The organism is Brevibacillus brevis, assembly GCF_022026395.1.
Lineage (GTDB): Bacteria > Bacillota > Bacilli > Brevibacillales > Brevibacillaceae > Brevibacillus.
On sequence record NZ_CP041767.1, the window covers coordinates 2,054,681 to 2,073,075 of the forward strand.

The window sequence follows — 18,395 nt, forward strand, 5'->3', positions numbered from 1 at the left end:
AGCGATACTAATAAGAAATAGTTTAAATTAAGCACCTACGCGGTGCTTTTTCTTTTGAAAACCAAGTTCAATATGGTGGGCTTACTAGGTTGACATTTAATTACATAAGTTTACAGTGCAGTATGATTCTGCAAGCTAACAAGACTCTTTGATAAAATGGGGATAAGCAAATAAGAAATACGCCACTCGGGAACACTGGGTGGCTTTTCTTTTTGCTATCTGATCAGAAAATTCACAAATCAAAGGAGAGAAAATTTATGAAGAAAAAAATTTACTTGGTCTCTTTTAAGGAGAAACCGTTCAAGAGAACGACATTAAAAGAAGTACATGAAAGTAACATGCAAAAGTTAATTAAGCACGGAGCCAAAGTACAAAAAGAACTCAAGAATTTACCTCGTACCTTTATTATCAGTGATCCAGATGAAAGTTTACTTGTTTCGTTAAGAAATGACCCGGACATTCTCGCGGTGGAGGAGAATATTGAAGACCAGCACTTAATGGCACAGAACCCACCAGAATGGCCATCTGCATTAATTGGTTTACCAGAATTCGTTTCTAAAGGATACACGGGTGCAGGTGTAAAAGTGGGTATTATTGACTCAGGTTTCGCAAATCATGAGGACATTGTATATGCAGGCCGTTATAACGCTTATGCAGCAGTCTATGGATATACAACGCCACCAGAGTCTGATTACCTGGGTCACGGTACATCAGTTGCAGGAATTATTGGCGCGCGTAACAATGATAAAGGTTATGTGGGAATTGCTCCAGGAGCGTCTCTTTATTGTGCAAAAATTACCCACGAAACTGGAAATGGTTTGGACGTAGCAGCTCAAATCGAAGCAATAGAGTGGTTGGTTAGCCAAGGAGTAAAAATTATTAATTGCAGCTTTGGTGGAATTGTAGATGTGGAAAACCGTAAGATCGCCTTTCGAGATGCTGCATTGTTTCATGACATTCTAATAATTTGTGGTGCGGGTAATGAAGGAAATGTAGGCGGGGCAATGAATGACAATATGATTTATCCAGCAAGATACGATTTTGTATTATCTGTAGGGTGTCTAAAGGCTAATAAAGAACCTGCCGTATATTCAAGTCGTGGTCCGGAAATGGATGTGTCTGCTCCTGGTCATAATGTGATGACAACCATTCCTTCAAGCGCCAATAGAAATGGGATTAATCATTATGATATTTCTAAGGAGTACGGATTATTTCATGGTACTTCTTGTGCAACTCCTCACGTAACAGGACTAGCTGCCTTGTATTGGCAAATGAATCCTTCTTATACGGCTAGTCAAATTAAAAATTTGATTTTGTCAAATGTAGAAGAGTTGGGGAAAGATGGCATGGATGTCGTCTTTGGAAAGGGAATGGTTATTTCCCCGTGGACCTCACGAAATGCATATACAGGGAAATTAACGTCTAGCGCTACTACCATTACAGGTTCTCATACTAATAGCAATTTAGTTAATGGTGGTGTAAAACATTTTAAATATGTGGCTCCAATATCCGCCAGATACTTGTTTAAAATAACTAATCAAATGAAAACTCATATTCGTGTTTATGATGAAAGTTATAAATTGCTAGGGTTTAGTCCGTATGGAACAGTGACAGGAGTAACGAATGCAGCTGTATTTCTTGATGCTGGAAAAACTGTTTTCATTAGCGTTTCTGGAGAAGATGACTCTCAAACAGGTCCTTTTACATTAGAACTGTATAGCTCAACTCCAACTGTAGTTAAGGAGGACTTTGAAGATGCACAACATGCATTTGACTTCTCGGGCGACTGGGTACGTACCAATTTAGATCGATATGATGGCACATACAGTTTTACCAATAAAGATATTTCCGACGGACAAGAATCCAGAGTTAGTTTTAATTTAAGTATTCCTACAACTGTCTCTAGTGCAATTTTGTCTATGGATTATAAAGTTAGCTCAGAAAGTAACTACGATTTTTTTGAAATTTTGATTGGAGGAATGAAAGTTCTGAGTGTATCTGGTAACGTTTCTTGGTCAAAGTTCGAGACTCCGATTCAATTCGGACTCCATACAATTACTTTAAGGTATGTAAAAGATGGTAGTGGGAGTAGTGGATCTGATTCAGCTTTTGTCGATAATATTACACTAAAATGGTAACGTGCGAGTTTTATCATGACATTTCAAAGAAAGGGAGCTATATTTGAATCCCTAAAAGCTTCCTTATTTAATCAGAAAGGAATTTCATCTACACTCTGACCCGTCTCTGGACGGGGCTTTTTTATTGGGAGGCTTTCGACAGAATCACGACCGTGAGCTGGGTATATCTCGTTCGTATGTATCCCATATCGAAAAGCGAGCGTTGATGAAGTTGTTGAAGATAAAAGGCAAGGGAATAAAGGAAAATCACTTGGAAAAATCACCCGTGAGAGAGGCATTCTTTCAGCCAGCCGTCTTACGGGTGATTGCTGTGCGAATAACTCAAGTATGATTGTATCCGCACAGAGTTTTTCAAGAGGAACGATAACTATCCTTCCCATCTATGGTTTTTTGTCTGAAGTAAAGAAACAGAGGAAAAGCAAATGATAGCCCAATAGTTAAAGTTGCGACTATGTAAATCCACCAATGCTTAATGTGATGCTTTCGAACTTCTTGAAAAAGGAATACCCAGAAAATTAGGCATGAGATAAGAAAATCGGTTGCAAAAAACGAAGAAATGTCGTTTGCAAAAAGTTCCGATGTAAAGAGCTTGATATCTAATCCATTTGCACGAAGGAACGGAATGAAATAACTGTAAGGCAAGACAGCTCCCAAAATTGCCAGTAATAAATATAGGTTTTTCATTCTTTACCTCCCCCTTTATTTTTGGGGATATTATACAGTCAATAAAGAGTCAACTTCAATTCGTTTTAGAGTTATTTTTTGCAATTTAAAGAATGTTCGCATTGCTCAAAATACTAAATACCATGGTGAACAATTATGTAGTTAACATGAAAAGCTTGAAGGGATCCAACGAAGAGAGTATGAACAAAATGTGTACTTAGTCAATAACGAAGAAATCATCAGGGAAATAGAGAGCGGCAAAACTATCTTGCAGCCCTGGTAGAATGCGAATGCATGCTTGCTGGAGATTGGTTGGGTGTGGATTTTGATGTCCATATTTAATCTCTGAAAAAATGTTATTGGGTACAAAGGGTTCTGTATGTGGAATTCGGTTCTCAAGAACATCAATTAACCTTTGGATGTCTTCTTTCGTAGCAAGTTGCTTTTCCAATTTAAGTTGATATCCTAAGTTCCCACTAACTTCAATTGTAGCCCACTCAACATCAGAGATACGTGAGATTCCAGCTTGCCGTAGTCTCATTTCAAGCTTATCAGCTGTTAGCCTGAGTTTGCGCATGTTACTTTCAACCAATTGCCCATTTTCAATTACATGAACTGCCTTGCCCGTAATAAAAGTTTCGAATCCGTTAGACTTAATCTCCAGGTATTCCATCAACATCATGACCACGACCAAAACTGCTGCTAATAGAAAAGTTTAATACCTCCGCATTCATGATGGTATAGGTTGCCCAATTGGCAGGAAGAATTTTTAAACCACACGATTTACTAAAAGGGGGGAAGACGATGAAAGTATGTAGCAAGGAGACGAGTAGGCAACAAAACAATCGAAACGATAACGGCAGGCAATGAAAGAGGCGCTAAGCTTTTATACGCTTAGCGCCACTAGGGTTAGTTATTTCAGTACATTCAAAGCACGTCGTAGCTTCTTTGCAAACTCTATGGGGGGTTCAACGGATTCAATATGCAAATACATGAGACGTGGCTTATCAAAGAGCCAGTGATTGTGCAGGGCAGAAACGATAAACCCTTCCTTACGAACAGCGTCAATAAATTTTTGGACTTCGTTTTGCAGGAGTGTAAATTCCCCCGTATTCAAGGTATTTCCTTCTTTATCGAGGGATTCAATGGTAATTTCATGCTCAGTATCATATGGTTTGCCCAAGATTGTTGCATGGAGATTACGCTGAATCGTGATAGAACAAGTATCATTTGACATGCCTGTCCCACCCAGAATTTTGGCTATACGATCGCATAAACTTTTCGGTATCTTCAAGTGTGATCCTCCTTTTCTTGATTTAATGCATTCTATGTAGAAGAGAATAAGAGGTTCTGGACAGAGGTAAAAAAGGGTGCATGTACAAGTGAAATGATAATAGCAATGGGATTACTACATTAATTGCTATTGGAGAAAAGGAATTTGAGACGCGTAGCTGGGGAAGAAGGTATCGAGGAGAAATATCTTAGCTAATCAGGGGTAAAAGATATCAATCCTTTATCTTGAAATGGGTTTGACCAAGGACAGGTATTACGAAAGAAAAAAGATGCTATACGTCAAATTGCTCTGGCACTCGGGATGATCTGAGTGTTTTTTTTATGGCAGAAAGACCGAAAAAAACCTAGATAAAACCCTGAGAAAATCGGGGATAAAAGGCAGGGCGATTTAAAATGGTGCAATCGGTAATTTTGAGTCAAGAGCAAGCGAAAGTAGTATTTCGGAGATACCGTCTATCCCTTACAATAGCGTACCTGAGCGAATTCATGGGTGATGAAGAATGTGAACTTACGAACGGGGGACATTCTGAGCAGAGTAAGTTCTTGGCTCGAGTCGGAGACCTTTGCCGAAAAAAATCCTGGAATAATTTTAAAAAATACACTTGTACTATTTAAGGGCGCGTGTTACGATGTTTTTGTAAAAAATGGTAGGAGATGGAAAAAGAAAAAGTTCTCTGTAACATTTGAATGTCGGCAACCAAGTCCACTCCCCCGTTAACTTGCTTCTCTTCTGAGGGCGGGTAAAAATAAGAAATAGAAGGAGTGTTTTTCGATGAAAAAGTTTCTGACTAGTTTAGCAACATTGGCACTATTGACTTCAGCTGTACCTGCATTTGCACAGGAGGGACAGCAATCACCTGCACTTTCTGCAAGCGCTAAATATTCACCATCAAAAATATCTTCTAACGAAGATGAAAAGTATGAAGATATGTTTCAAGACATTGGGGTGAAGTTTAATTATATTCCAGGTGCAGATAGATATAAGTGGGTTCGGTACAATGTAACCGATGGATACGAGGATATGACTGGTACTTCTTACACTACTAGCTCAAAAATTTATAGTTTGAGAATTGGAAAACTATACAGAATACATGCTTATGCTGTAGACGAAAACAATAGAGTACTCGCAGTATCAGCTCCGGTGGAAATTAGAGGGGAAAAAGGTTGGGATACGGTTATTAATTTTTGGTTAAAATAATTGCTAACTGAATATATAGACATAAAAGCACCCACGCGGTGCTTTTTTTTTGCAAAATTAGCTCATTAGGCAAAGGTTCCAGTCCTAGCCTCTTGTTCTGTACTTCTCATATTTCGAATACGCCGATCCTGTCACAATGTGCAGATTTATCTTCTGCACCACTTCTTATAACCTGTGGCCGCAATAGGTATAAGGATTGGCTTGCGGCGGAGACTTCTGCCCGGAGGTTGGATATCTTCGGGGAATTATGGGTGCGATGTAACTTTATTCAAGAAAGGTGCGTCTAACAGATGTATTTTACAAACACCCTTGAAGCAAATTCCGATACCCTTGCCCCAATGAGGAGGAACAAATACATGAAAAAGGTTGTGTTCATCGCTGCAATCGCAGCCGTTCTGTCTGTCGGACAGATCGCCTATCCAATTCAAGAGGCAGCAGCGGCAACGGTGGCCTCTTATCGCATTGCCTACAAAATGCCAACGGTCAATACACTGGAAGAAAAAGAAGTTTTTCATTATCTCCTAAAAGGAGCGCTCAAGATCAAAAATCCGCATCCGGCCAGCATCCTGGACAAAAACAGAAGAGACCTCACGGAAATCGTCGGCGATCTAAACGGTACAGACACGCCGCGCGGTTTCATGATCGATGAATTCAGCGTCTCTAAAGATGGGTATTTACTTGCCCTGTACAATGAGATCGGGATATTGGATCCCGTCTATCCCCAAGGATATGATCCGGCCGCCATCAGCAAGCAAATATTGGACCAGCAAGCATCTGGTCAATGGGGAGGCGAGTTGCGGCAAAAGCGGGGGGAAATAGAATTAAAAGCGCGGATAAACGCACTTGTCCAGGCGGGGTACGTACAGCCTGAGGAACTGAAAGATCAGCGGCTTACGAAGCAATTTGTTGCGGAGACGTTGTACCGCATGTACAAGAAAGCGAGGCCTTATAAGGGGAGTGTAGCTCCCAAGGACAGCCAAAGTGAAGCGGTTCGCTGGGCAGTAGAGGTGGGAGTGCCGGGATTCCAGGTCGATGCAAAAGGGTATGTGTATCCGCAATCACAGCCGTACTACACAAATATGCTCGACTTCATCCATCTGTTTTTGCCTAGTAAAAAAACGGCGACTGGATGGGAGTATTTTCAATACGAAGTCAATCAAGACTTATTGCTAGAGGCTGTGCACAACTCTTCAGGCGAATTGTTGCATATAAACAACAAGCCGTTGTCTTCCCTACCCAACTATGTGATGCTATCTGATCTTCCAGAGAAGAAAAAAGCCGAAGCACAGCTCAGCGCCTCTCTTGCACCAAAAGTAATAGAGATGGTGGAACAGGTCCGGCGAGAAGTCCAAAAACCGCGCGTGTGGGACTGGCGAACAGACGTAATCCGGCATCCTTCCTTCACCAAACTTGTGAGTGAGTACCGGAAAACGAAGAGCCAAAAAGCGCTGAATCAGGTATATCAAACAGTCAAGGCCCGCTACAATTTATTCGACCGGCAGGACTCGCCGCAGGTCATGAAAAGCGTCCTGGACCATATTCGGTGAGCTTACGACGCATCTATAAACTTTATGTAAAACATTATGATCTGTACCATTATCAAACAAAAGCACCCGTGTGGTGCTTTTTTTATGTTTCCTTCCTACTTTTTACAAGCCGTATGAGCGGAGGAGGATGGACAAAAAAAGACCCACCCTATAGCACATTCACTATGGGTGGGAGTGGGAAGTGTTACCCTGCCTATGGCTCACTCTTTAGGGATTCGATCCAGTCAGCATGACAGGTATCGCATAATAGTTCATCGCGATCCTGCTTACCTTGGAAAAACGTGATTTGGCGAACGCTGTCGGTTTCACGTTCACAGTAATAACAGCGATATTTCCCCAATTCGTTCCCTCCTTGAAGAGTTTTTCAAGAGTAACGATAGTTATCTTCTCCATCTATGGTGTAATCTAACACACTTGGGATTTTTCAAATGATCACAAACTCACGGTTTAACGACGCTTTTTAATTTTCTCGGGAGTCTTGTAGAACTGAATCAATGATGAAATGTTTGGCTACTCGTTACCTGCTCAGTATGGGGTGTGATATTTTGTCTAAAAAACTATTGCAGTTACTGAATTGTATAAATAAACTAAAAATGTAATTAAATGTAAAATAGAGAGAGGGATAAGATGTTGAGAGGCAAATTTAAAAATACTCTGTTATGTGCTGTTGCTGCTTCCGCTTTAACGATTGGTACTCAAGCTGCATTTGCGAGTGATAGCACACAGAATTCGATCCAGAAACTCAATCAAGAGAAAGTCCAAGCCAATGCCCAAGGTCAGGTTCTTATTTCTTTTGATATTTCTAGAGTAGATCGTTGGCACAACTCAGAAACATTTACGGTAGACTCTACAAAATCAGTAAAGTTGAAAGTCAATACAGCTAATATCATTTGGGCTCCGGTTTATCCAGATTCAAAGGTAAGTATTATTAGACTCGGTGACAGAAAAAGTGTGTCTATGTCGATAGTGGCAAGAGATTATAAGGAGGAGGACTTTATTCTGGAGCCCGGGACATATTACCTGGAATTTGCTAATTATGCAAGTGTTCCGGTTTATATGAGGGGTTCTGTAGTTGAAAATTAATTTTGGGTGACATGGAGTATGCCAGCATGTTCACTCAGCGACAGGGGAAATTTACTACACTGATGAAGTGCTTCGTCGGTCGAGTGAGCGACTGGGCTGCATATTGGATCAATGTAGAGGACCTCGTGAGTGTAGTGAAGTAATTGCAAATAAATGAGCTTAAAAAACAAAGGAGGCATGTTGTTTGGACACGTCCCCTTTGTTTTTTAATTGTTTTGAAGTTGTTTTTTTCTAAATGTAAGTACTAAGTCAATCAATAGTCCAAACAAGAAGTAAGTAATGACATGCAGTAGATACCCAGTAGGAAGAATGGTACTATTAGCATCCTGATGCACTTCCATTATCCAATGTTTGAACGATTCCATATAAACGATTTCATTGAGGATGGGGTTTGTCACCATAAATAAGATGTGTTTCGTATCATTTGCTAAAAAATCGAATAGGCAAATCAAAATACTGACCAAAGTTAGCCAAAGACTGAACTTTTTAAGCAGGATCATTTTGTTCTCACTCCTAAATATGGATTCGGATCTTTCGGACTATGGTCATGGACATATCACTTCCGTGCGTGTACCAGCATCTTATTACACCGACATGTTAGAAAGCAGGTTTTAAACAAGTAAGTGCAGACGATGTCTTAAAAATGAACGAAATAGTTTTGGATATTTTGATACGTTCATTGATTTGTTGCCGAATACAGGAAACTGGACGAAAGGTAAAAAGCTACTTCAGACTGACTATGTGAGCCAATAACGATCTTGAATCATGAGTCGGTTTTTTAAAATTGGCACGTTCTTCTCATGTTCACAGGCTAAGACATGCTATTTAATTATCAGCAAAAAAGAAGCGACTTCCAAGAAGAAATTGGGGACTAGTCGTGAAACAAAAGAGAGAATCATTCGTCAAAGTAAGTGGGGGAATTACATATATTTACATGTAGAAATGCTGTAGTGTTCTACCTTTTTAACAAAATAGAAACGGAGGAAGTCTCCGTACGCTGGATCCAAACTCTTATTACATGGATGATATGAGTTCATGTAAAAAAGAAATGGGAAGGACGAAAAATGAAATGAAGAATAATAGACAATTTATATTATCAACACTAATAGTAGGTTTTCTTTTTGGAGGGGGCTATCTATTTTTAGATTCTTATAAAATCCAAACGATTCGTGCTTACGACCAAACATCTCATAAACCAGCAAAAAGTGATAAGCAGACTATAAAAAAAGTAGATGTATCGGGAGAGGTCGTAGAGGACTTCGACAGTATCCAAAAGCTTAATGAAAGCGCTGAAGTGATTGCCAAGGTTGAAATCAATGTATCGGAGAGCTTCCAGTATAAAAACGTCGTATTTACCCTTAGTGATGCAAAAGTCAAACAAGTGTATAAGGGTGATGTAGAGCCGGAAAATGTGATCAAAATACTAGAGACCGGTGGATATAAAGATGGAACAGAGTATACTTTTGAAGGTAATGAGGTATTCGAAACAGGTGAAAAAGCGTACGTATACTTAGAAAAATATGAAGGTCCCGTTGCCAAAGATGCGTACGTAATTAAAGGGGTTTATCAAGGGAAATTCCTCGAAGAAGAAGGTGAATTGCAGTCTCCTAATGGAGTGGCCAAAGGATTGCAGGTAAATAACGAAAGTCAATTACAACTTGATTAAAATTAATGACATTAGACACGTTCCCCCCAAAAAATCGAGAGGGAAAGTGTTTTAATCGTGCAAACCTACTTAATCTTTCCGTATATGATTGCAGCAATTGTAACAGACAATTTAACAGTCGTGCATATAGGAGGACACCGTGACCTGCACAAACATCACAACAAAGCCAGTAATGGTTGGCAGTCCAAAAACGATATGTTCAAATGAAATCTAAAAATAGCTAACCCGTCTCTGTTTTAAGGAGACGGGTATTTTACTGTGAAGTGTTTATTCGTATCAATGCAAGTTCACAAAATAGAGACCTTATTTGACCAAGATTTCAACCTTGGTTCCGTCTGGAAAATCCTCTAGTTGATTGGAAATCCACGATCCAGCACCGCGATTATCTGAGGGAGATATGTATTCGATATGTGCCCCTGTTCCACCCTCAGCACACATTGCCATCGGCCATTCGTCTCGATCGAACCCCTTTTTTGTAGGAATGCCTTTGAGCGATTCTTCGCGATTTTCATGTGCTCCACCGCGGTCAATTGTGCATACAGCTGACTTCCCAGAGGCAACCGCTTCTTTAATATGCTTTGCAGTCTGAGGGTATCGATCAGACGGAAAAACAATCGTATGGTTTACATTCCCGTTGCTGACTGTTTTGTTTTCTATTGGCACAAGTCCAAAGAAATAGGCGGCACCGATCAGTAACGCCACAATCAACACCAGCATTTTTTTCTGTGTCATGCTTTTGTCCTCCAATGTAAGTTCTTTTTCAATAATAACACCGCCAAACATTATATCGAAGCGTTGTGAATGCTTAAAACCCTCTGTTAACCTTTATCAGAGGTGGGAAGTGTTATGGTTACTTGAGTTATCGTGTGTACTTTTCATTAAGGAAAAAGCTTATTCAAAAAACAGATAAAGACGTATGGTGAATGAAATCACCTTAATCGACGTCCTTGGCACAGAAAACCACGAAGTGGTAGACGCAGTACAGCTCAAACTGGGGTCCAATAAAAGTGCGCAGAACTCCATCGTCAACGTGGAGTTATTTAAAGGGGGTCCGATCACCGTGGGGATTACAAAAACAGGAGCAGCAGATTTTACGAAAGAAGTTAACACGGGGAATCGATCAAAGAATCGATAAATACAAAAGAAGGCATAGATTACACGAAGTATATTCGCTTGTTGTATCGTTTCGAAGAGGATATGGCAGAAGATGTCGCGCGTTTTTTGGAGCGAGGAAAGTTAGCACCCGAACAATATGTGGGGATTACCGGTGAAGGATACGAAGCATCCGTAGTTGATCAGCAGGTTGTCGGATAGTCAAACGGATGCTTGAAATAAACTTTGTAATCGATCAAATCCCAAGGAACAATACTTGAAACATCTTGCTGAATAAAAGGAAATGGCGCTCCCATAAGTACATGGTCAAGTTGCTTAACGTCAGTAATGGTGACTGGAAAACTAAGTGGAGTGAAAGCGACTAAATCACAAGAAAACCTTGTGAATAGTATTTCAACAAAAAAGTTATTTTGTAGCGGTGACATAAAACATCTCTGCCAACACGAAAACCTGAAAAGCAGCTACACCAAACAGAGCAAAGGCCATCTTACGGTTTTTCTTCAGTTCAAATGATCCTAAAGAAGCCATGACAACGGCAAGGCATATCATCGTTACTATTCTTAAAAAAGCCACATGTGTAAAAATATTCACTACTGCAATAGAGAAGGCAACGACTGAAAAGATATGGAACCAAAGAGGTCTATTTTTCATAAAGGATCACCAACAATTCCCTTTTTACAACAATTTTAACAGATAGACTGATTAAGTCCACTTAACACAGGGGTAATTATAAATTTTGTCATGGTGAATGCCATTAGACCGATCCATTTAGCAGGTGGATCTGGAAACATAGAAAAATGAAAATGTCAAAGAGAATGGTGATAAGAAACACTCCCTAATAAGCAGGGAGTGGTAATAATACAACCAATGCTGGTTAGCATGGTGTTTATTGGAGCAGGCTCACATTACATCTCGCGTTCTGGACACCACCAACCGCACCCATGACGCATGCAAATCCAGATACACCCTCCAGCTTGAGCTGGATAATAAGATGAATATTGCACCAATTGACCATTTACTTTCTTGAATTTCTTAGAATTAGCTTTCTTTTTTTTCATGGGATATGTCCTCCTTTAGGATGGGTCTAAAATAAGGTATTAACATAAATTTCCTTTTGATTGTACGAGTGTTCTCAAGTGACAAAAATGGACGGAATAAACCGTTTTAAGTAATTTGGATCTTTGTAGTAACGGGCATTATGTATTCAATACAATAAGGCACCATCCTGTCTGATAGGAGGTGCCTCTTCGTGTTTTTTGGTATATTCCATCACTTCAAACCAGGCTAATTGAATCGTATACTTTCCCGCTCCTGTTTTTAGGAGACGGGTTCAAAAGTATCCTATATATCGAAAAGCGAGCGTTAAAGACGTGCTCGTAAAATACACTTTTCATTAATTGACAAGCTTACGGTTGAATTTTATTAGATAGAAGATGTTTCTCTTGTTTCACTACTTTGCGTGTGTAAGGGATACTTCAAAGGCATCTAAAATCTCTAAAAAATGCGAGGCTTCTCTAAATACATGGTCAGCGAGCAATGGGGGGATTATGCTCTTTATTTTGCATTCCTCAATGAGATCACGAGCTGTTTTTTTGAAGTCACGCAATTGGCGGACAGATACACGATTTTGATCGACAAATTGATTCAGTAACGGTTTCGTTTGAGACTGGGGACGCATGGAATCAAGATCCTGAGCTTGGAACAATAATTGATCAAAATCATGGCTGAATTCTCTAGCTTGATCCACTAGCTTTCTTTCGGAAGGATCGAGCAAATGGTTAATAAATTTCGCATGGTCAGCCATGATTCGTAGGAAAAAGACATTTTCATTAATCACCGCATCTGGTAAGGGATCAAGGTTTCCCGTATTCAATTGTTCTAATCGATTCCGAAAATAGGCAGCTTCCCTGCTCACATGATCGACCAACAGCGGAAAGTTGTTACCACCGATTTTGCAATGAATAATAAGTCCGAGTACTTTGCGTTTGAAAACCCAAATATAGGAAACGGCATTGTGAACAAGCTGATTAAAGTCATAGATTCGTTGAGGGTCGATGTCAGAAGAAAAGGCAAGTGATTGGTTTTCAATTTCTTCAAAAATACTGTAAAAGCGATTCGCTTCTTCAATCAATTTTGTGTCTTCGCAGTTAAAGCCCAATTTGAGAAACAGGGAGTGTTCTTTCATGATACGAGACCAAAAACGTATTTCCTCTAATGATCGATCAACAAAAACATTTGTCATGTAGTACCTCCGCATAGGATTTGAGCAGTTCATAGCCCATTTTCCACTTTTGATCACACATAATGTATGTCTATGCGTTTACCCAGTTTCGTGAGTGGGCAGTAGCACAGAATTAAAAAAATTCTGGTGTTTTCTGGCTTGTCCCACGAAAAAAACTCCCTGTAACGGGAGTTTTCCATGTCAAAAACGACGCATCGAATGCATTTGCGTTCTGTGGTGATGGGCCCTCATGCGATGGAAGTGTTCTCTTTCTCGAAAGGTATGATGACGCAGTCGATCATGACGATGTTCAAAAGCTAGAGAGCGAAAACGTTCTGCTTGCCGCATGTGGTGATGCATACGCTGTCTATGATGCTCAATTGGATCCATGACACTACCCCCTTAACGTTGGTACTAATAGGATATGAGGACAGCTTCCTGCTTGCTTATGCATAAGTGGATATCGTAAAGAAAGAATGAAAAAAGAGGCGTAAAGCCTTTCGCTTTCGCCTGGTGATGAACAAGGTTAATCTTTTACTCGATTCGCGGTCTGGTGGGGAAACAGTCTGGTGACGGCACGTCGGAAACCTCAGATAGCTTCATCAAATAGTAGCATTCTTCTCGAGACATATGGTCGGCCATGAGCGGGGATAAAACTCCAAGCAATTCATCACGCATCCGCATCTCTTCCAATTCATGCAAAAATACCTGAAAAAGCTTCATTTCCATTTCTGCTTGATGGTTAAAACGGCGTAATGCCGGGAAGTTATTCAAGTTTGTTCGGAGATACCCGGCTAATTCCACCGCTTTTAGGTAAAAATGCTCGAACTGTTTGGTAAATTGTTCACTTTTAAGCTGATAGTCTTTTTCCACCATGTCCAAAAGGGAAGTGATGGTGGCTGCATGCCCGACCGCATCGGATAGCCACAAAAGATGGAGCTCTACCGGGTGATTGGCAGGTGGCAAGCTTCCGGAGAGAAAAGCATGCAAAATTCGTTCATACTCTTCTAGTTCATTGACCATGTGGTTCATAAACGTTGGGGGAAGACTGATCGATATTTTACTGATGAGATGCCTTTCCAGAATGTGGAGTTTAAAATCGCGCAGTTGCTGCGTGAGTTCACTTGCCTGCTGGTTGAGTGCGTGCAGTTCATCGGAAGACAGATTCTGCCTGGCGTTATCCAGCAAGTTATCGAATGACACGATGAAGTATACGGCTCTTTCAATTTCCTGCTCTTCATTCGGAGCGAGTGATTGAAAAATAAAGCGGGCATGATCGCCCAGAATTTGTAGCCAAAAACGATGCTCAAACAACATACTTTCTCTTAAAGGTTCATTCACTGTTGTTCCCTCCTTACTCCCCATCAAGATATGTAAAAGCGCCCAGAAGTGTGTGACGGATTGACCTTGACTCCCAAATGGACATAAATGGTAAAATACTTGTAGGAGGAGCAGCGGTAAGGGGGGAGAAAATGAAGAGACCAATCAAAAATATACCAAAGACAGGCAGCGAATGGCTATGGGATGTAGTTGGTTGTTTATTTTTCGTAGGATCGCTATTCTTTTTAGTCTTTGTATGGAATAAGCTTCCTGACGAGGTGCCTGCCCATTACAATGCTTTGGGGGAAGTAGATCGCTGGGGCTCAAAATGGGAACTGCTTCTTTTACCCGGGATTGGCGTCTTTATTGTTTTCCTCATGAAGGTACTCGAAAAACATCCAGAGCTCCATAACTATCCGGCACGCTTCTCTGAATCGAATGCCGAGCAGTTTTATTTGCACAGTCGAAAAATCGTGAACCAAATAAAAAATAGTTGCTTAATCATTTTTTCCGTAATCCTGTTGGAGTCAGTTTCTATTGCTCAAGGATGGGGAGGCGGCTTTGGGAAGTGGTTTCTGCCGATCACCATCATTGGGATGATCGTTCTGCTTGTAATAGGAATCGTGAAACAAAAAAAGATTCAATGAGAAGCATGAGCGAGGGGGCCTTCTAACGGAAAGGGCCTCTTCTTGGTTTTTGAAACGAAAATGATGAGGACATATGTCCTTCCCTATCTACCTTGCCATCCTTTTTAATTAGGAACAGATTAGTGTGAGGTGAGAGGATGAAAGGAATTATTTTTGCTATTTTGGGCGGTGTTTTCATTACCTTGCAAGGTGTAGCGAACGCAAGAATCAGTCAAGATATTGGTACTTGGCAGACCGCGACACTTACGCAGTTAACGGGCTTCCTCACGGCTTTAGTACTCCTGTTGTTTTTTCGAGATGGAAAATGGCAGGCATACAGGCGAGTGAAACCGTTATATTTGACAGGTGGGGCATTCGCTGCGTTTATCATTTTTAGCAATGTTACGGCTATCCAGCATATCGGGGTAACCATGACGATTTCAGCTCTCTTGATTGCGCAGTTAAGCCTGACTTTTCTCATTGATAGCAATGGGTGGTTTGGTGTCGATCAACAAAAGATGAGGTTGCCGCATTTTATCGGGATCGGGATGATGATTCTGGGTGTGCTGATTCTGAGGGCCTGATAGCGAGAGGATGAAACAGAGGGATGAAGGAAATCGAAAATCGTGAGCTTTTGCAACAATATCTCCATGACCATCAGTTAGCGACTGTCTTTCATGAGCCTTTTCTGCCGCATTTGTCCTTGTACCAATTTGATCAAGGAGAGCTCATTTGTGCCCAGGGTGAAGCGACCTGTCACCTGTATGTTTTGGTGAAGGGCAAAGTAAAGATTTTTACGACTTCCCCTGAAGGAAAAACACTGATCCTTTCTTTTAAAAAGCCGCTTGAAGTGATCGGAGATATTGAGTATGTCAGAGGGATTTCTTATCTTAATTCGGTTGAAGCGGCCTCGTCTGTTCAGATGATCGGGATTCATTATCGCTGGTTGAAAAAATACGGGACAGACTACGCTCCACTCCTGCAATTTTTACTGCAAATCATTACGAATAAATTTTGTGTGAAGTCCAATACATTAAGCATCAACCTTCTGTACCCAGTAGAAGTACGTTTCGCTCGTTATTTGTTGTCCGTTTCGATAGAGGAGTGGAATCCTGCCAACAAAGAGCAGATCCGTACAAGCAATCTCTTGGATGCAGCGAATATGATTGGAACGAGCTACAGACATTTGAATCGGGTCATTCAACAGTTCTGCAAGGAGGGACTGATTGAGCGTGCCAATGGATTCCTTCTGATCAAGGATAGGGAAGGTTTAGCTAAAATGGCGAGCGAGACTCCGAACGAATAAGGAGACAGGAGTGTCAAAATCATGGTAGTCGGGCTATTCTTCGCGTTACTGGCTGGCTTGTTGGTCAGCCTGCAAAATATTTTCAACAGGAAAGTAAGTGAACAGGCAGGAACGTGGTCTACGACAACTCTCGTGCTTGGGATGGGATTTCTGTCGTCTTTGACGATGGGTCTTATTTTTGAAGGCAATCAGTTGTTTTCGTTTCGAGCTATGCAGACGTGGTACTGGTTCAGTGGCATGATCGGCGTTGGGGTGGTCTTTTGCCTGGTACAAGGAATGAGACTGCTTGGCCCAACGTATGCTATTTCCATTGTTCTCACTGCCCAGCTCGGTTTTGCTTTGTGGTCGGATTCAATCGGCTGGCTAGGGTTGGTTCAAGTGCCGATGACATTTACGCAATTGTTTGGAGTTTTGGTCATTGTCGGGGGTGTCATTGTATTTAAACTAGGTGGCGAATGGCAACAGAAACGCTCCATAAGTAAGATGTAAATTTATTGTTGACTTAATTTTAAACGTCATGATAAAATAAAAAATTTTAAATTCGATTTTTATGTTATAATGGATATAGATTGCTTTGAAGGAGGTGGACGTATGTTTCAAGTTGGAGACAAGGTTTTTTATCCGATGCACGGGGCAGGCGTAATCGAGGCGATGGAGGAGAAAGAGTTTCTGGGTGAAAAACACCTCTATTATGTGCTCAACATGATGCTGAAAGAGTTAAACATCATGGTCCCGGTTGAAAAGATGTCCGCTCTGGGTATTCGAAAGGTGGTTGAAGCCAACATTCTCGAGAATGTTTTGGCCGCCATGCGAGAGGGGCAACGCGACACCGCCTTGAATGCAGCGCAGCGCTACAAGCTTCATACAGAAAAAATGAAGAGTGGCGATATTTACGAGCAATCTGAGGTCATCCGCGATTTGTTTGGAATGAGTAAAGAAAAAGTATTGGGAACGAGTGACAAAGTGATGCTGGATAATGCGCAGCAGCTCTTCATTAGTGAGATTGAACTGGTAAAAGACGTAGATACGGAACAGGCAACAGAAATGCTAAAGCAAGCTATTTGCCCAGAAGAAATGTCTGAGATTGTCCCATAAATGCCATACAAGGGAAGTAAGGGGAGTGATTGTTATTGCAATCGCCCCCCTTTTTTGTATATCCGTCAGAGCAACAGGCCACGATCCAGGGTAAATTCTTGGCGACTGGCAAACTGGTGGTATCCAGCACGTAAAAAGGCTTTGGCCATTGGCGTGTTTTTTATATCGGTATCCGCGCGGATGTAAGTTTCGCCAGATTGTACAAGAACGTCTGTGGCCTGTTTCAGCAATTGATCAATATAACCGTGTCCTCTTTGCTCGGGGAGAACACCGATGTATCCAATCGTAGCAAAGGTAGGGCTGACCGTAGGCATCAAAAATCCAATGAGCTCATTTTTTGCCGTATAGGCAAGTTGCCACCATTCCGGTTCGTATTTCATATGTTGCAAATCTTGGAACATTTCCTGTGCCTGTGTTCGAGGGCCTTTTTTCAAGCGCTCCTCTGTTATTTGTTGATCATGGGTGAATTGCGAGACACGCAAGATGGCATCCACAAATGCAGCCTCGCCAACCTCAGGAAGAGTGCGGTACACAATCGGATCATGCGTTTTGTTTGACGGTATAGCAGTTGCCTCAATCGGAGCATGCCATTCGAATCGGTTTGTTTCCCGGCTAATCCGAAAGCCAAGCGCTTCCAGAACATTTCTTTGCTCTTGGTGATCCGTTTGCCATTGGGGAGAGGAGGAAGGTGAATCCAGAACATAGCCGATTTTCTCCGTGAGGTTTCCTGCCATGAGCGTGAAGACTTCGCGTAAGAAATGAGCTGCGAGCGAAGGGCATTCTGTCTCTTTCCATGGAAGCTCCCACAATACCAAATCAGTCGCCTCTTTACTGCCAGGCAATGTCCAGAAAGCAAGACGACCAGCGATCTCACCTTGTACCTCCAGAACGAAGCACCAGTCCTGACGCATGGCTCCTTGTGTGAACATTTTATCGAGGTAAGCAGCGATATCATCCCGCACGGATGCAGGGTGATCCGGGTAGGCAAGAAATGCAGGTAAATCCTCCGGGTGGATACGGCGAACGGTGGTCAAGCAGTCATCTCTCCTTTGTAACCATCTAAAGTGAAATGGTTAGTTACAAGTGGATTTTACCAAAATGTTCTGTCAATCGTCAATCGTCGCCT

General features: G+C 41.4%; 22 protein-coding genes and 1 pseudogene. 13 read left to right on the plus strand and 10 right to left on the minus strand.

The window, feature by feature from the left end; translation table 11 throughout:
* Positions 1–257: 257 nt before the first annotated feature.
* A complete protein-coding gene (locus FO446_RS10120; protein ID WP_232774190.1) occupies positions 258–2,138 on the plus strand; it encodes a S8 family peptidase in 1,881 nt (626 codons plus the stop codon).
* A gap of 151 nt (positions 2,139–2,289) precedes the next feature.
* A pseudogene (locus FO446_RS29020) lies at positions 2,290–2,352 on the plus strand (sigma factor-like helix-turn-helix DNA-binding protein); the annotation flags it as partial.
* A gap of 137 nt (positions 2,353–2,489) precedes the next feature.
* On the opposite strand, the gene FO446_RS10125 reads toward FO446_RS29020, so the two are convergent.
* The 3 genes from FO446_RS10125 to FO446_RS10135 all read right to left on the minus strand — a co-directional run bounded on the left by FO446_RS10125 (position 2,490) and on the right by FO446_RS10135 (position 4,095).
* The gene (locus FO446_RS10125) at positions 2,490–2,822 is read right to left on the minus strand and encodes a DUF2834 domain-containing protein (protein WP_173611551.1); all 333 of its coding nucleotides are present in this window, start codon (positions 2,820–2,822) and stop codon (positions 2,490–2,492) included.
* 196 nt (positions 2,823–3,018) lie between these two features.
* The gene (locus FO446_RS10130) at positions 3,019–3,483 is read right to left on the minus strand and encodes a DUF421 domain-containing protein (RefSeq protein ID WP_237901055.1); all 465 of its coding nucleotides are present in this window, start codon (positions 3,481–3,483) and stop codon (positions 3,019–3,021) included.
* 231 nt (positions 3,484–3,714) lie between these two features.
* Positions 3,715–4,095, minus strand: a complete 381-nt coding sequence (locus FO446_RS10135; RefSeq protein ID WP_221868889.1) for a DUF1259 domain-containing protein — start codon at positions 4,093–4,095, stop codon at positions 3,715–3,717.
* 771 nt (positions 4,096–4,866) lie between these two features.
* On the opposite strand from FO446_RS10135, the gene FO446_RS10140 reads away from it, so the two are divergent.
* Both FO446_RS10140 and FO446_RS10145 read left to right on the plus strand, forming a co-directional pair.
* The gene (locus tag FO446_RS10140) at positions 4,867–5,292 is read left to right on the plus strand and encodes a hypothetical protein (RefSeq protein ID WP_173611549.1); all 426 of its coding nucleotides are present in this window, start codon (positions 4,867–4,869) and stop codon (positions 5,290–5,292) included.
* A gap of 356 nt (positions 5,293–5,648) precedes the next feature.
* Entirely contained in the window at positions 5,649–6,839 is a 1,191-nt protein-coding gene (locus FO446_RS10145) for a hypothetical protein (RefSeq protein WP_237900547.1), read from the plus strand.
* 207 nt (positions 6,840–7,046) lie between these two features.
* On the opposite strand, the gene FO446_RS10150 is transcribed toward FO446_RS10145, so the two are convergent.
* Positions 7,047–7,232, minus strand: a complete 186-nt coding sequence (locus FO446_RS10150; protein ID WP_173611547.1) for a hypothetical protein — start codon at positions 7,230–7,232, stop codon at positions 7,047–7,049.
* A gap of 234 nt (positions 7,233–7,466) precedes the next feature.
* Between FO446_RS10150 and FO446_RS10155 the strand changes: the two genes are divergently transcribed.
* Complete coding sequence (locus FO446_RS10155; protein ID WP_173611546.1) at positions 7,467–7,922, plus strand: hypothetical protein; 456 nt, start codon at positions 7,467–7,469, stop codon at positions 7,920–7,922.
* A 1,018-nt stretch (positions 7,923–8,940) separates the two neighbouring features.
* Positions 8,941–9,588 carry a hypothetical protein gene (locus tag FO446_RS10160; protein ID WP_237900549.1) on the plus strand — a complete coding sequence of 216 codons (648 nt, stop codon included), beginning with the start codon at positions 8,941–8,943 and terminating at the stop codon, positions 9,586–9,588.
* A 303-nt stretch (positions 9,589–9,891) separates the two neighbouring features.
* Here the strand turns inward: FO446_RS10160 and FO446_RS10165 are convergent, their stop codons facing one another.
* Positions 9,892–10,320 carry a NucA/NucB deoxyribonuclease domain-containing protein gene (locus FO446_RS10165; RefSeq protein WP_237900551.1) on the minus strand — a complete coding sequence of 143 codons (429 nt, stop codon included), beginning with the start codon at positions 10,318–10,320 and terminating at the stop codon, positions 9,892–9,894.
* Positions 10,321–10,761: 441 nt separating this feature from the next.
* On the opposite strand from FO446_RS10165, the gene FO446_RS10175 reads away from it, so the two are divergent.
* Positions 10,762–10,902, plus strand: coding sequence for a hypothetical protein (locus tag FO446_RS10175; RefSeq protein WP_237900553.1), 141 nt, complete (start codon positions 10,762–10,764; stop codon positions 10,900–10,902).
* Positions 10,903–11,106: 204 nt separating this feature from the next.
* Here FO446_RS10175 and FO446_RS10180 read toward each other — a convergent pair whose 3' ends face one another.
* The 3 genes from FO446_RS10180 to FO446_RS10190 all read right to left on the minus strand — a co-directional run bounded on the left by FO446_RS10180 (position 11,107) and on the right by FO446_RS10190 (position 12,943).
* Positions 11,107–11,352 (minus strand): hypothetical protein, encoded by a 246-nt coding sequence (locus FO446_RS10180; protein WP_173611542.1) that lies wholly within the window; start codon positions 11,350–11,352, stop codon positions 11,107–11,109.
* Positions 11,353–11,606: 254 nt separating this feature from the next.
* Positions 11,607–11,759: a hypothetical protein gene (locus FO446_RS10185; protein ID WP_237900555.1), complete on the minus strand. Its 153-nt coding sequence runs from the start codon at positions 11,757–11,759 to the stop codon at positions 11,607–11,609.
* A 392-nt stretch (positions 11,760–12,151) separates the two neighbouring features.
* Entirely contained in the window at positions 12,152–12,943 is a 792-nt protein-coding gene (locus tag FO446_RS10190) for a DUF2935 domain-containing protein (RefSeq protein ID WP_237900557.1), read from the minus strand.
* A 177-nt stretch (positions 12,944–13,120) separates the two neighbouring features.
* Here FO446_RS10190 and FO446_RS28925 point away from each other — a divergent pair, with 177 nt between their 5' ends.
* A complete protein-coding gene (locus FO446_RS28925) occupies positions 13,121–13,243 on the plus strand; it encodes a hypothetical protein (RefSeq protein ID WP_255675679.1) in 123 nt (40 codons plus the stop codon).
* 213 nt (positions 13,244–13,456) lie between these two features.
* Here the strand turns inward: FO446_RS28925 and FO446_RS10195 are convergent, their stop codons facing one another.
* Positions 13,457–14,263 (minus strand): DUF2935 domain-containing protein, encoded by an 807-nt coding sequence (locus tag FO446_RS10195; RefSeq protein ID WP_237900559.1) that lies wholly within the window; start codon positions 14,261–14,263, stop codon positions 13,457–13,459.
* Positions 14,264–14,394: 131 nt separating this feature from the next.
* Here FO446_RS10195 and FO446_RS10200 point away from each other — a divergent pair, with 131 nt between their 5' ends.
* The 5 genes from FO446_RS10200 (at position 14,395) to FO446_RS10220 (ending at position 17,269) form a co-directional block, all read left to right on the plus strand.
* Positions 14,395–14,889 carry a DUF1648 domain-containing protein gene (locus tag FO446_RS10200; RefSeq protein ID WP_237900561.1) on the plus strand — a complete coding sequence of 165 codons (495 nt, stop codon included), beginning with the start codon at positions 14,395–14,397 and terminating at the stop codon, positions 14,887–14,889.
* A gap of 137 nt (positions 14,890–15,026) precedes the next feature.
* Positions 15,027–15,452, plus strand: coding sequence for a DMT family transporter (locus FO446_RS10205; RefSeq protein WP_237900563.1), 426 nt, complete (start codon positions 15,027–15,029; stop codon positions 15,450–15,452).
* 23 nt (positions 15,453–15,475) lie between these two features.
* Positions 15,476–16,174, plus strand: coding sequence for a Crp/Fnr family transcriptional regulator (locus tag FO446_RS10210; RefSeq protein WP_173611536.1), 699 nt, complete (start codon positions 15,476–15,478; stop codon positions 16,172–16,174).
* A 21-nt stretch (positions 16,175–16,195) separates the two neighbouring features.
* On the plus strand, positions 16,196–16,663 hold the full coding sequence (locus FO446_RS10215; protein ID WP_237900565.1) for a DMT family transporter: 468 nt from the start codon (positions 16,196–16,198) through the stop codon (positions 16,661–16,663).
* Between the two features lie 102 nt (positions 16,664–16,765).
* Positions 16,766–17,269 (plus strand): CarD family transcriptional regulator, encoded by a 504-nt coding sequence (locus tag FO446_RS10220; protein WP_221868918.1) that lies wholly within the window; start codon positions 16,766–16,768, stop codon positions 17,267–17,269.
* 65 nt (positions 17,270–17,334) lie between these two features.
* On the opposite strand, the gene FO446_RS10225 is transcribed toward FO446_RS10220, so the two are convergent.
* The gene (locus tag FO446_RS10225; RefSeq protein ID WP_237900567.1) at positions 17,335–18,303 is read right to left on the minus strand and encodes a GNAT family N-acetyltransferase; all 969 of its coding nucleotides are present in this window, start codon (positions 18,301–18,303) and stop codon (positions 17,335–17,337) included.
* Positions 18,304–18,395 lie beyond the last annotated feature (92 nt).

Excerpts from the sequence above, each read along its gene's own strand:
- FO446_RS10120 (WP_232774190.1), top strand. The coding sequence starts at position 258 with ATGAAGAAAAAAATTTACTTGGTCTCTTTTAAGGAGAAACCGTTCAAG.
- FO446_RS10125 (WP_173611551.1), bottom strand. The coding sequence starts at position 2,822 with ATGAAAAACCTATATTTATTACTGGCAATTTTGGGAGCTGTCTTGCCT.
- FO446_RS10130 (WP_237901055.1), bottom strand. The coding sequence starts at position 3,483 with ATGATGTTGATGGAATACCTGGAGATTAAGTCTAACGGATTCGAAACT.
- FO446_RS10140 (WP_173611549.1), top strand. The coding sequence starts at position 4,867 with ATGAAAAAGTTTCTGACTAGTTTAGCAACATTGGCACTATTGACTTCA.
- FO446_RS10145 (WP_237900547.1), top strand. The coding sequence starts at position 5,649 with ATGAAAAAGGTTGTGTTCATCGCTGCAATCGCAGCCGTTCTGTCTGTC.
- FO446_RS10150 (WP_173611547.1), bottom strand. The coding sequence starts at position 7,232 with ATGGAGAAGATAACTATCGTTACTCTTGAAAAACTCTTCAAGGAGGGA.
- FO446_RS10155 (WP_173611546.1), top strand. The coding sequence starts at position 7,467 with ATGTTGAGAGGCAAATTTAAAAATACTCTGTTATGTGCTGTTGCTGCT.
- FO446_RS10160 (WP_237900549.1), top strand. The coding sequence starts at position 8,941 with ATGGATGATATGAGTTCATGTAAAAAAGAAATGGGAAGGACGAAAAAT.
- FO446_RS10165 (WP_237900551.1), bottom strand. The coding sequence starts at position 10,320 with ATGACACAGAAAAAAATGCTGGTGTTGATTGTGGCGTTACTGATCGGT.
- FO446_RS10180 (WP_173611542.1), bottom strand. The coding sequence starts at position 11,352 with ATGAAAAATAGACCTCTTTGGTTCCATATCTTTTCAGTCGTTGCCTTC.
- FO446_RS10185 (WP_237900555.1), bottom strand. The coding sequence starts at position 11,759 with ATGAAAAAAAAGAAAGCTAATTCTAAGAAATTCAAGAAAGTAAATGGT.
- FO446_RS10190 (WP_237900557.1), bottom strand. The coding sequence starts at position 12,943 with ATGACAAATGTTTTTGTTGATCGATCATTAGAGGAAATACGTTTTTGG.
- FO446_RS28925 (WP_255675679.1), top strand. The coding sequence starts at position 13,121 with ATGTCAAAAACGACGCATCGAATGCATTTGCGTTCTGTGGTGATGGGC.
- FO446_RS10200 (WP_237900561.1), top strand. The coding sequence starts at position 14,395 with ATGAAGAGACCAATCAAAAATATACCAAAGACAGGCAGCGAATGGCTA.
- FO446_RS10205 (WP_237900563.1), top strand. The coding sequence starts at position 15,027 with ATGAAAGGAATTATTTTTGCTATTTTGGGCGGTGTTTTCATTACCTTG.
- FO446_RS10210 (WP_173611536.1), top strand. The coding sequence starts at position 15,476 with ATGAAGGAAATCGAAAATCGTGAGCTTTTGCAACAATATCTCCATGAC.
- FO446_RS10215 (WP_237900565.1), top strand. The coding sequence starts at position 16,196 with ATGGTAGTCGGGCTATTCTTCGCGTTACTGGCTGGCTTGTTGGTCAGC.
- FO446_RS10220 (WP_221868918.1), top strand. The coding sequence starts at position 16,766 with ATGTTTCAAGTTGGAGACAAGGTTTTTTATCCGATGCACGGGGCAGGC.